General features: G+C 70.3%; 11 protein-coding genes. 6 read left to right on the forward strand and 5 right to left on the reverse strand.

Features of this window, described 5'->3' with window-relative positions; all coding sequences use genetic code 11:
* Positions 1-1,135: 1,135 nt before the first annotated feature.
* The 3 genes from ABD481_RS27750 to ABD481_RS27760 form a co-directional block, all read right to left on the reverse strand.
* A complete protein-coding gene (locus ABD481_RS27750; RefSeq protein ID WP_344668715.1) occupies positions 1,136-1,732 on the reverse strand; it encodes a DUF6114 domain-containing protein in 597 nt (198 codons plus the stop codon).
* A gap of 2 nt (positions 1,733-1,734) precedes the next feature.
* Positions 1,735-2,352, reverse strand: coding sequence for a DUF6230 family protein (locus tag ABD481_RS27755; RefSeq protein WP_344668716.1), 618 nt, complete (start codon positions 2,350-2,352; stop codon positions 1,735-1,737).
* Between the two features lie 179 nt (positions 2,353-2,531).
* Positions 2,532-3,407 (reverse strand): TetR/AcrR family transcriptional regulator, encoded by an 876-nt coding sequence (locus tag ABD481_RS27760; protein WP_344668717.1) that lies wholly within the window; start codon positions 3,405-3,407, stop codon positions 2,532-2,534.
* Positions 3,408-3,648: 241 nt separating this feature from the next.
* Here ABD481_RS27760 and ABD481_RS27765 point away from each other — a divergent pair, with 241 nt between their 5' ends.
* Both ABD481_RS27765 and ABD481_RS27770 read left to right on the forward strand, forming a co-directional pair.
* A complete protein-coding gene (locus ABD481_RS27765) occupies positions 3,649-4,581 on the forward strand; it encodes a hypothetical protein (protein WP_344668718.1) in 933 nt (310 codons plus the stop codon).
* Between the two features lie 11 nt (positions 4,582-4,592).
* Entirely contained in the window at positions 4,593-5,249 is a 657-nt protein-coding gene (locus ABD481_RS27770; protein WP_344668719.1) for a hypothetical protein, read from the forward strand.
* Between the two features lie 109 nt (positions 5,250-5,358).
* Here the strand turns inward: ABD481_RS27770 and ABD481_RS27775 are convergent, their stop codons facing one another.
* A complete protein-coding gene (locus tag ABD481_RS27775; RefSeq protein WP_344668720.1) occupies positions 5,359-6,432 on the reverse strand; it encodes a phosphotransferase family protein in 1,074 nt (357 codons plus the stop codon).
* A gap of 87 nt (positions 6,433-6,519) precedes the next feature.
* On the opposite strand from ABD481_RS27775, the gene ABD481_RS27780 reads away from it, so the two are divergent.
* Positions 6,520-7,296 (forward strand): SDR family oxidoreductase, encoded by a 777-nt coding sequence (locus tag ABD481_RS27780; RefSeq protein WP_344668721.1) that lies wholly within the window; start codon positions 6,520-6,522, stop codon positions 7,294-7,296.
* 105 nt (positions 7,297-7,401) lie between these two features.
* Here the strand turns inward: ABD481_RS27780 and ABD481_RS27785 are convergent, their stop codons facing one another.
* Positions 7,402-8,718, reverse strand: a complete 1,317-nt coding sequence (locus ABD481_RS27785; RefSeq protein ID WP_344668722.1) for an adenosylmethionine--8-amino-7-oxononanoate transaminase — start codon at positions 8,716-8,718, stop codon at positions 7,402-7,404.
* 241 nt (positions 8,719-8,959) lie between these two features.
* Here ABD481_RS27785 and ABD481_RS27790 point away from each other — a divergent pair, with 241 nt between their 5' ends.
* The 3 genes from ABD481_RS27790 to ABD481_RS27800 all read left to right on the forward strand — a co-directional run bounded on the left by ABD481_RS27790 (position 8,960) and on the right by ABD481_RS27800 (position 11,871).
* Positions 8,960-10,174 carry a L,D-transpeptidase gene (locus tag ABD481_RS27790; protein ID WP_344668723.1) on the forward strand — a complete coding sequence of 405 codons (1,215 nt, stop codon included), beginning with the start codon at positions 8,960-8,962 and terminating at the stop codon, positions 10,172-10,174.
* Between the two features lie 170 nt (positions 10,175-10,344).
* Positions 10,345-11,427: an aldo/keto reductase gene (locus ABD481_RS27795; protein WP_344668818.1), complete on the forward strand. Its 1,083-nt coding sequence runs from the start codon at positions 10,345-10,347 to the stop codon at positions 11,425-11,427.
* 147 nt (positions 11,428-11,574) lie between these two features.
* On the forward strand, positions 11,575-11,871 hold the full coding sequence (locus tag ABD481_RS27800) for a DUF2218 domain-containing protein (RefSeq protein WP_344668724.1): 297 nt from the start codon (positions 11,575-11,577) through the stop codon (positions 11,869-11,871).
* Positions 11,872-11,884: the final 13 nt, after the last annotated feature.

Below are 11,884 nucleotides of genomic sequence, written 5' to 3' on the forward strand. Positions count from 1 at the left end.
TCGTATGGCTTCGAGAACCTCGATCATCAGGGTCCGTGCCCGCTTTCATCAAGACTCTGCGAAAATCACACCGGCCACGCCCCAGGCCGACAAACTCGTACCACCAGACGAGAACGCAGAAGCCCTGTCGGCGGTACTGTAGGCAAAGCCCTGCCGACGTGACCGAGGAGAACAAACCAAAAACCCAGGCAGAGAGCTGCCAATCACGGGGTAGGGGGCTGGGCGCCTCGCTGACTACGGCCGCCGGGAAGGTTCAAAGCAAAGCAGGGGCCGAAGACCGCCAGCACCGGCGCCCCAAAGAACTGCCTCGCCGAGTGGCCGAAGACCTGCCCACCGGGTGGCCGAAGGTTTGCCTCGCCGGGTTGGCCGAAGGCATACCTCATCGGGTGGCCGAAGGTTTGCCTTACCGGCGGCCGGATGGCTGAAGTGGCCGCCCTCTGCCCCCGGATCCTTCAGTCCTCTCCCTGGGGTTTTGGTTTGTTCTCCTCGGTCACGTCGGCAGGGCTTTGCCTACAGTACCGCCGACCAGGTGTCAAGTTCATGCACACCCAACCGCAGCGCTAGAACAACAAGGTTCCGGCATGGACTTGATACCTGGGCGGCGGTGCTGTACCCGTAGGGCTGCCGACGTGAGCGAGGGGAACAAACCCCCACCCCACAAACCGCCAGCGCAGGGACTAGCAGGACCCCCCTATGGACTAGCGCCAGTTCTCCGAGGGATCAGAGGCCCTCGCCGGAGGCGCCTGCCTTACCCAGCTTTTGACTTTGATCTTGATCTTCAACCAACAACCTTCAACCGACCCAAGACAAACCCCTCACACATCCCCAGAACCAACCCCCAACGCAGCGCCCGCCCCAAGCCAACCTCCCCCCTACCCCACTCCCCACCTCACTCAGCTCCACACCACCCGGCGCGTGCCCCCAAGACTCAACCACCGCATCCACCTCTGCCTCTCCCCGCTCCGCCTCACTCCACCCCGCCTCACTCCACCCCCACCCGGCGGGTCGGCTCAGAGCCCGCTCGCTCTGAGCCGACCCAGTCCTGTGGGCGCGCGCGGAGCCACAGTCGGCGCGGAGACGCCCATGTCCAGGTGGCCCCTCCCTCAGGCGCGCGGAGTCGGGCACCGCGCCCAGGTCACACAAGCGGCAGGTGGCCGGTCATCGTGCCGTGGCCACCGGTATCTCCATTGTCTCCATTGTCTCCGTGGCCACCATGGTTGCCGTAGCCGCCGTACTCGCCATACCCGCCGTAGCCACCACGTCCGCCCCCGTCCCCCTCCCCCTCCCCCTCGTAGCGCCAAGCAGCAGGCTGCTCAGCCTCCGGGAGTTCGCTCCAGCCGAAGGCCAGGGAGGCGCCGACCATTGCGAGGATCATGCCGATCATGAAGCCGCCGAGGTTGGAGGTCATCCAGCTGGCTACTGAAAAGAGCAGTGACAGGATCGAGTAGAAGGTGCGGTGTGCGGGGTCGAAGATCAGGCTGAGGCCCAGGATGATCAGGAGGATCGGCACCAGGTAGCCGGAGATGCCGTACAGGCCCATGTGGAGGACCACTTTCCAGGGCACGTAGAACAGGGACAGCATCTCGCCGCCGCCGAGCAGGACCAGGAGGCCGCCCCAGAAGGGGCGGGTGCGGCGCCAGTGGCGGAAGGGCCGGCGCACCCCGCGCCGGCCGGGGCCCGCGGGGTACGCGGTCGCCGCGGCGCCGGGTGCGCCTTCTTCGTGCTCTGTCACGTTCAGCAGCCGTCGCTGGAGAAGGTCATGCTCAGGTTCGGCAGTTGGAACGTGGCGGCGGTGGCGGCCCAGTTGTGCTGGCGCACGTTGGTGATGTCGACGACGTCGGCCTCCTGGCCGAACACGCCGAGCGGACCGGCCAGCTTGGGTACCTGGTGCAGCTGGCTGGCGTCCTCGCCGATGTTGATGTTCTGGAAGTCGGCCTGGTCGCCGGTCAGCGAGTCCGAGTCCAGCACCAGGTTGGTGGCCTCGACCGGCTTGCTGCCGCCGCCGGCCTTGATCAGCAGGTTGGTGCCGACCAGGTTGACGCTCTGGCACAGGCTGTGGATCTCCGCCTTCCGGATGACCGACACGAACACCAGCTGCTGGCCGTTCTCGTCCTGCAGGTTCGGGCTGCCGTCAGCGGTCTGGTCCAGCCCGCCGTACTGCTGGAACCCCTCGCCGTGCAGGCTGGACGCGGTCACGTCGAACGGCATCCCGGAGATCGCGAACTGCACGCCGAGCGCGCCCTGTGCGGTGAGGAAGACCAGCGCGCCGGTGGTGCCCAGCGCGACCAGGCCCGGCACGGCGGCGCGCCGGAAGCGCACCTTGCCCTCGGCCCTTGCGGGTTTCGTCGCCATACGGCTCCTTTCGATCCTGTCACCAGGCGTTCTTCAACGCTCGGCGCCTTGGTCCACGACCGCTTCCGGCGCCGGGGCGTACGGATGGGTGGGTACTGTGAACTGGATCACACTGCATAAGGTGACCGACCGGTAACATACTCCCCGGGTTTTGAATGGGCAACTATTCGCCCCCTGATTCAGTCCTTGGCACCCGCCGCGCCGACACCGGCCTCGGCCTGCGCCGGGACACAGGGTGCGACAGAACGCTGATGATCTCCGGCCCCGGATCCGGCGGCCGCCTCGGCCGCGGCCCGGGCGGCGGCCCGCGGTCCGGCGAACGGCGCGACCACGAAGTAGACCAGCGCCGGCAGCAGCCCGGGCAGCTCGGCGATCCGGCCGTCGGCGATGTACCGGTAGAGCGTGCCGTAGGCCCCGGACACCACGCTGCCGACCAGTTCGTCCCGGTCCACCCCGGCCGGCGTGGCCGGGGCCACAGCGAAGAAGGCCTCGAAGTCGCGCAGCCGCTCGGCCCGCGCCCGCCGCCCCTCGGGGCCGACCGCGTCGATCTCCACGATCGCCGCCGTGGCGAAGGCCGGGACGCTGGCCAGCACGTCCAGCAGGACGGCCAGCACCGAGCGCGTGGCGCGGGTCCAGCCCCGCAGGCAGTCCCCCGACTCCAGGTCCCCGGCGCCGCAGCCGTCGGCTTCGCGATCCTCGACTTCGCAGCCCTCTGTCTCGCGTCCCGCGACTTCGCGCCCCTCGGCCACCGAAGCCGCGAAAGCGTTGCGCAGCATGGCGAACAGCACATCGGTCCCGTGCCGGTAGGCGGCCAGGAAGGCGCCCTGTTTGCTCTCGAAGTGCTCGTAGAACGCCGGCCGCGTCACGCCGGAGGCCCGGCAGATATCGCTGACCGAAGCGTTCGCGTAGCCGTGTTCGGCCACAGTTCGGACCAGACCGTCGTAGAGCCGGTCGCGTTGCGTCGCGGCCACCTGCTCGCGCGGCACCCGGCTCGGCCCGCGTTTGATGGCGCGCTGCGGATCACGGGCGTCACGTGCGCCGGGAAGCGTGGCCAAGGCGGTAATCAGACCAGTGACGTGCAATGTCTCCTCCATGGGTGGTGGTGGGAGACGGGCGGGCGGTACGGACATCTCCACCCCCTGAGGGTTGACTGACGAACCCTGCGGAGTTACAACTCCCACGAGTTTTGTTACCGGCCGGTATCGCTGCGTGATCACTACACCCGCACCATCACCGGCGTCCTCCTCGACGCCACCTTCGCACATCTGACATCCCCGTTGACGAGGGAGCGTGAACATGGCTGCTGCAAGCCTGTTCCACCGGCTCAAACACCGGGCCGCGGCTGCCGCCGCGGCGGCGTTCGCCCTGGTGGCGGTCGCCGCGTCGCCCGCGGCGGCGAGCACACCGCAACCATCGGGCCCGTACGCCGGCATGGGCACCTGCCCGGTCGCGAGCCCGCAGCTGCAGAACCCGAACAACGCCGTGGTGGGCTGCGTCGTGGCCACCATAGGTGGTGGAGGATTCACCGTGGGTAGCACCAAGGTGAATTTCTCCTCACCGATGACGGTGAAGTTCGGCATGTACTGGGCGGCCGACGGGCCGACGGTGACCTTCCCGGACGAGACCACCGCCGCGCTGTTCTCCACGGCGACCCCGACCGACGGCACCGAGCTGTCCGCCAGCCCGCTGAACGTGCCCATCCCGGGCCTGGCCAACTTCTGGCCCGGTGTCACCAGCGCCATCGTGCTGATCGAGCCCGCCGGGCCGGTCACCGCGTTCGCGCCGCTGTCCGCCGGCGAGAACTACCCGCTGTTCAAACTGCCGATCAAGCTGCACCTGCTCAACGCGTTCCTGGGGCTGAACTGCTACGTCGGCTCCACCAGCAGCCCGATCGTGCTCAGCCCGACGGCCGGCACCACCAGCCCGCCGCCGCCCAACCGGCCGGCCACCGGCGATCCCGGCAGCATCGCGATCACCGCCGACCCGAACGGGTACGGCGCCTCGGTCATCGACTTCGCCGGCGCGACCTTGGTCGACAACGCGCTGTCGGTACCGGGGGCGCACGGCTGCGGAATCCTGGACTCCGCCGACTGGATCGTGAACTCGCTGTTCGGCGTGCCCTCGGCACCCGGGCACAACACCGTGACGCTCACCGGCGTCGGCGCCGCCATCGCCGTCGACACCAGCGTCAGCGACCTGACCACCGCCATCAACGCCACACGGAAGTGAGTCCCGCCATCATGCGCAAGCGCACCCTCGCCGCCACCGCCGCCACCGCCGCCTGCGGCCTGGTCCTCACCGTCGCCGGGCAGGCCTCGGCCAGCACCGGCGGTGTCCTGACCGTCGGCGCCGCCGGCAGCGGCGCCACCAACGTCAACGTCGGCGACGTCCTCACCGGCCCGATCTCCAGCAACTTCGTGTTCACCACCAGCTCGGGCAAGATCACCTGCACCAGCGGGAAGTTCACCGCCACCGACTCCACCAACGGCGCGGTCGGCACCAGCGCCACCGAGAGCATCACCCAGCTGCACGCCGACGCCGCGAACTGCACCACCACCATCTCCGGCACCACCAGCGTGGTCAGCGTCGAGATCAACGGCACGGCCAACGGCAAGGTCACCGACGGCGCCAGCCCGACGCTGCACGTGACCAACCTGGACGAGAAGGTCACGATGAAGACCATCCTGCTCACCAACGTGGTCTGCGACTTCGGCGTCACCGGCACCAACGAGATCGACGGCGCGCTGTCCAACACCACCAACGGCGTCACCTTCACCTCGCAGGCCGTCTCCAAGATCAGCGGGTCCAGCCTGTGCCCGACGACCGGGACGTTCAGCGGCGGCATCGCCCCGATCACCGACACCACGCAGTCCTCCCTGAAGACGTTCGTCAACTGACGCCGGGAGAAGGTTCGGAAGCAGTAATCTGAACCGCCCCACTCCGGAGGGGCCCGGTCGGGCTCCGGGCTCCTCCGTTCCCCACAGCGTGGGGCGGTTCCCACCGCGCTCAGCGCGTCCGGTCCAGATACCGCCGCCCGCCCTCGACCAGGGCCGGGACCGCGGCTCCGGCCCGCTCGAACCCCTCCCCGAGGGTCAGCCCGTGCTCATGGCGGTAGTGGATGCCCTCCAGGACGACCGCCAGCTTGTAATGGCTGAAAGCGACATACCAGTCGAGGTCGTCGACGATCAGGCCGGTCGCGGCCTGGTACCGGTCGACGACCTCGCGGCCGGCCAGGAACCCCTCGTGGTTGGTCAGGCCGCCGCTGGCCGAAAGGATGCCCTTCGCCGGATGCCCCGGGTCCTCCCAGTACGTCAGCAGCAGCCCCAGATCGGCCAGCGGATCGCCGAGCGTGGACATCTCCCAGTCGAACACCGCGGCCACGCCGATCGCGTCCGCCCCGAACCGCATCATCACGTTGTCGAGCCGGAAGTCGCCGTGCAGGACCGCCGAGCGCTGCGTCACCGGCACCGCGGCCCGCAGGCCGTCGCCGAGCTCGAACAGCCCGCGGATCTCCCGGCTCTGGGACGCCGCGTACTGGCGGTCCCACCGATCGAGCTGCCGGTGCAGATACCCCTCGGGACGCCCGAAGTCCGCCAGCCCCACCGCCTCCGGGTCCACGCCGTGCAGCCCGGCCAGCACGTCCACCAGGCTCTCGCTCACCGCGCGCGCCTGCGCAGGCGTCAGCGCGGCGCACTGCGCCCGCGTCCGCAGCACCACCCCGTCGGCCTTCTCCATCAGGTAGAACGGCGCGCCGATCACGTCCGGGTCCTCGCACAGCAGGTAGGCGCGCGCCACCGGCACAGCCGTACCGGCGAGCGCCGAGACAACCCGGAACTCCCGCCGCATATCGTGCGCCGTCGGCAGCACATGCCCCAACGGCGGCCGCCGCAGAATCAGCGCCCGACCCTCGGCGTCGCGCAGTTCGTACGTCAGATTGGACAGGCCGCCGGCGATCAGCGTCGCCGACAGCGGTCCCCGCACCTTCAGGTCGGGCGCGTGATCGCCGAGGTGCACATCCAGGTACTCAGCGACCGCAATCAGGTCGAGGCCCACCAAAGCGGGAGCAGCAGGGTCTGTCACCCTTCGAAAGGTATGGCTTATCGTTCACTCGCGGAAGGGCGATTTTCCGCCGCTCCCCACCTTCCCCAGCCCCGAAGGAGCAAGGCAGTGGACATCCGACTGGACGGCAAGGTCGCCCTGGTCACCGGCGGCTCCCGGGGCATCGGGCAGGCGATCGCGGCGACCTACGCGGAGTGCGGGGCGCGGGTGGTGATCACGTCCCGGAAGATCGAGGGCCTGGAGCGGTCGGCGGAGGAGATCCGGAGCCGCGTGCCGGGGGCCGAGGTGGTGCCGTTCGCGGCGCACGCCGGGGACCCGCAGGCGGCGCGGGACGCGGTGGCGCTGGCCGTCGACACCTTCGGCACGCTGGACATCCTGGTGAACAACGCCGCGACGAACCCGCACTTCGGCAACGTCGTGGGCGTGGACGTGCCCCGGTTCGACAAGACCGTCGAGGTGAACCTGCGCGGCCCGCTGGTGTGGACGCAGGAGGCGTGGGGGCAGGCGATGGGGCCGGACACGGCGCACCCCGGCGGCTGCGTGATCAACCTGTCCTCGGTCAGCGGCCTCCAGTTCAACGACCCTCTGGGCGTGTACGGCATGACCAAGGCCGCGCTGATCCACCAGACCAAGCACCTGGCCGGGGAGCTGGCGCCGGCGGTGCGGGTCAACGCGATCGCGCCGGGCCTGGTCAAGACCGAGTTCGCGCGGTCGCTGTGGGAGGGCGCCGCTCCGGACGCGAAGTATCCGTGGGCCCTGGAGCGCCTCGGCGATCCGCAGGACATCGCCAACGCGGCGTTGTTCCTGGCCAGCGACCTGGCGTCGTGGATCACCGGCGAGGTGCTGGTGGTCGACGGCGGGGCGATGATCAAGGGCGGGATCTGAGGTTGGCCTGAGGTTGTTCCAGGGTTGATCCGACCCCGTTCCGGACCGTTCCGGATCGCTCCAGAACGCTCCGGACCGCTCCAGAACGCTCCGAGCCGACCCGGCCTACGGCCGCCCCGAGACCCGCGCCGCGGCGACCAACGCCTCGGCGATCCGCACGACGTCCTCCTCCGGAGTGATGTAGGGCGGCATGACGTACAGCAGCTTGCCGAAGGGCCGGATCCAGACACCGAGGTCCATGGCGGCCTTCGTGGCGGTGCGCATGTCGGTGGGCTCAGCCATCTCCACGACGCCGATGGCGCCCAGCACCCGGACGTCGGCGACGCCGGGCAGCTCCCGGGCCGGCTCCAGGTGCTCGGTGAGCAGCTTGGCGATCCCGGCGACGTTTTCCCGCCAGGCGCCGTCCAGCAGCAGGCCGGTGGAGGCATAGGCGACGGCGCAGGCCAGCGGGTTGGCCATGAACGTGGGCCCGTGCATCAGCACCGGGGCCTCGCCGCTGGAGATGCCGTGGGCGACCCGGGCCGTGCACAGCGCGGCGGCCAGGGTCAGGTAGCCGCCGGTCAGGGCTTTGCCGACGGTCATGATGTCGGGGCTGACACCGGCGTGCGCGGCGGCGAACAGCTCGCCGGTCCGGCCGAAGCCGGTGGCGATCTCGTCGAAGACCAGCAGCAGACCGTGCTCGTCGCAGACGGCGCGCAGCACCCGGAGCACTTCGGGGTCGTAGAACAGCATGCCGCCGGCGCCCTGCACCACCGGTTCGACGATCACCGCGGCCAGCGTGTCGGCATGCTCGGCGGCCAGGCGGCGCAGGTGGTCGGCGTACTCCTCGGTGCAGACGGCCGGCGGGCGGTCGGCGAACACGTGCCCGGGCAGGACGTCGGCCCACAGCTGGTGCATGCTGCCGGCCGGGTCGGTCACGGCCATCGCGCCGAAGGTGTCGCCGTGGTAGCCGCCGCGCACGGTGAGCAGGCGGGTCCGGCCGGAGTGGCCCTGCGAGCGCTGGTACTGGAGGCACATCTTGATCGCGACCTCGACCGAGACCGAGCCGGAGTCGGCGAAGAAGACATGCTCGATCCCCTCCGGCGCCATCGCGGCCAGCCGCCGCGCCAGCAGCACGCCGGGGGCGTGCGTGAGCCCGCCGAACATGACGTGCGCCATGGTGTCGAGCTGGTCGCGCACCGCCTGGTCGAGCACCGGGTTCCGGTAGCCGTGGATCGCCGACCACCACGAGGCCATGCCGTCGACGAGTTCGCGGCCGTCGGCCAGCCGGATCCGCACGCCGTCCGCCCCGACGACCGGGAACGGTTCGACCACCGAGGGCATCGGCGCGTAGGGATGCCACACGGTCTCCCGGTCGGCGGCGCTCAGATCCGGCGTCCAGGACAGGGCGCCGGGGATCGGTCCTCCCGCGAAATCACTCACCCCGGCATGAAATCACCTTCCCGCTGCCCGCCTCCAACCGGCCGCCGGACGGAGCCCGGTCCGGCCGGCGACCCGGCCGCCGATCCGCCTCCGGCCGAATCGCCGTTCAAACCAATGGGGGACAACTCAGCGCGCCTTCCATCGATCGGAGCATCGTTCCGCATATATACGGAGGAAGCAGCGCACATACACCACTATGCGACGCTCATCCGCCACCGCCACGAACCTGAGGAAGCCCAGAGTGCGCACCGGGACGCCCCCGCGCCAGCCCCGACAGTTCCGCCAACCCCGGCTGACGCTCGGCGCCGCCGCCGTCGTCACCCTGGTCGGCGGTTCCCTGACCGCGGCCGCGGGACCCGCCGGCCCGGCCCGGGCCGCCGTCGAGCCGGTGGCCACGCCGATCCCGCTGACCAGCGTGCCCAGCGACGGCTCCACCAACATCCGCACCGAGGTGCCGGTGAGCGTCACGGCGCAGTCCGGCGAGAAGCTGGCCGCCGTGCTGCTGGCCGGGCCGGACGGCGCGGCGGTGCCCGGGACGCTGAACCCCGAGGGCACCGAGTGGACCGCCGACTCGCACCTGAAGACCCGCACCCGCTACACCCTGACCGCCACCGGCGTGGCCGTCGACGGCAACCAGGTGTCGCGGACCTCCTCCTTCACCACCTTCGCGCCGACCGCCGACAAGCAGCTGAAGTTCGCCGCGACCGCGCCGCAGAACGGCGACCTGGTCGGCGTCGGCATGCCGATCCTGGTGCAGTTCACGCACCCGGTCACCGACCGCGCGGCGGTGGAGAAGTCCCTGCGCGTGGTCACCGACCCGCCGCAGCCCGGGCACTGGAGCTGGCTGTCGGACGCCCGCCTGGACTGGCGCCCGGAGAGCTACTGGAAGGCCGGCACCAAGGTCCGGGTGTCGCTGGAGCTCGACGGCGTGCCGGCCGGCGACGGCAAGTACGGCGGCGGCGACACCTCCTTCGGCTTCACCGTGGGCCGCAAGCAGCTCTCGCTGGTGGACCTGACCAAGCACCGGATGACCGTCTACCAGGACGACAAGCAGGTCAACTCCTTCCCGGTGACCGGCGGCAAGCCCGGCGCCGACACCTGGGGCGGCACCATGGCGGTGATCGACAAGGCCTCCTCGGTGCACATGCAGTCCTCCACCGTCGGCTTCGGCAACGAGTACGACATCCCCGACGTCCGCTACGCGATCCACCTGACGTATTCGGGCACGTACATCCACGCCGCCCCGTGGTCGGTGGGCTCGCAGGGCTACGCCAACGTCAGCCACGGCTGCGTCGGCCTGTCGATGGAGCGGGCCGCGTGGCTGTTCGGCAACACCCTGCCCGGCGACCTGGTGCAGGTGGTGAACTCGCCCAAGAGCGTGGCCCCGGGCAACGGCTACGGCGACTGGCAGGAGAGCTGGAACCAGTGGCTGGGCGGCAGCGCGGTCAAGTCCTGAACGCGGGCGCGCGCCGGGGTTCCGGCGCGCCGGCCCGAGGCTGACGGGGTCGGCGGGCTTGGCGGGTCGCCGAGGCTGACGCCTTGCCGAGGTCGACGACTTGCCGAGGTCGACGGTTCGCCGAGGTTGACCTGGAGTCGACTCCAGGTCGTACCGTCGCCGGTATGACGATGCACTACCGGGTTCTCGGTGCCACGGGCATCGAGGTCAGCACCTACGCACTGGGCACCATGATGTTCGGCAAGATCGGCAACCCCGACCACGCCGACAGCGAACGGATCATCCATGCCGCGCTCGACGCGGGTGTCAATTTCGTGGACACCGCCGACATGTACTCCACCGGCGAGTCCGAGGAGATCGTCGGCAAGGCGCTGAAGGGCCGGCGCGACGACATCGTGCTGGCCACTAAGGTGCACTTCGCCCTGGACGACAAACGCAACCACGGCGGCAACTCCCGCCGCTACATAGTCCGCGCGGTCGAGGACAGCCTCCGGCGCCTGCAGACCGACTGGATCGACCTCTACCAGATCCACCGCCCGGACCCGGCGACCGACATCGAGGAGACCCTCGGCGTCCTGACCGACCTGGTCCGCGCCGGCAAGATCCGCGCCTTCGGCTCCTCGACCTTCCCGGTCGAGGACGTGGTCGAGGCCTGGCACGTGGCCGAGCGCCGCGGCCTGATGAAGTTCCGCACCGAGCAGCCGCCCTATTCGATCCTGGCCCGCGGCATCGAGAAGTCGGTGCTGCCGACCGCCCAGCGGCTGAACATGGGCGTGCTGACCTGGAGCCCGCTGGCCTGGGGCTTCCTCAGCGGCAAGTTCCGCCGCGGACAGGAGGTCGACTTCTCCTCCGGCCGCGCGGCCCTGGCCCGCGAACGCTTCGACCCCGCGCTCCCCAAGCACGCCGCGAAGTACGACGCGGTGGAGGAGCTGGTGAAGCTCGCCGACGACCTGGGCGTCTCCTTGCCGCAGCTGGCCACGGCCTTCCCGCTGGCGCACCCGGCCGTGACGTCGGTGATCCTGGGCCCGCGCACCATGGACCAGCTGGAGTCCTCCCTGGCCGGCCAGGACCTGGTCCTGGACGACGCGGCGCTGGACCGCATCGACGAGATCGTGCCCCCGGGCACCGAGCTGGTGTGGGAGAACGGCGGCTGGACGCCGCCCGCGCTGAGCGACGTGACACGGCGCCGGCGCGCGGTCGACGACCGGGTGGCGGCGGCTCCCGAGGGGACGCCGGAGTCGACCGAGGAGTAGCAGGGAGCAGCGGGGAGTAGCAGGGAGCAGCGAGGAGCAGCGGGCGAGCAGCAAGGGGCAGCGGCGAGCTGCGCCAAGCAGCCACGGGTAGCGCAGACGGCTGACGCCACCAGAGCCGCGCGGCGGGACGGCCGGGATAATGGCACCATGATCGAGTCCATGGCGAACGTGAAGACCGACCGTCCCGAGCGCTATCTGAAACAGCTGGTCTCCCACCTCGGCCGCCAGGTCGACTCCGAGCAGTCCGCCGACGGCGCGTCCGGCTCGCTGACCTTCAGCTCCGGCCGCTGCGACCTGGCCACCGGGCCGGGCGTGCTGGTGCTGACGGTCCGGGCCGAGGACGAGGAGCGGCTGGCGGCGGTGCGGGACGTGGTGGCGCGGCACCTGGTGCGGTTCGCGACGCAGGACGAGCTGGTGGTGGAGTGGTCGTGGAGCGATCGGTGAGGTCCGGGGCCCG

The sequence above is a fragment of the Catenulispora yoronensis genome (assembly GCF_039531695.1).
Taxonomy (GTDB): Bacteria; Actinomycetota; Actinomycetes; order Streptomycetales; family Catenulisporaceae; genus Catenulispora; species Catenulispora yoronensis.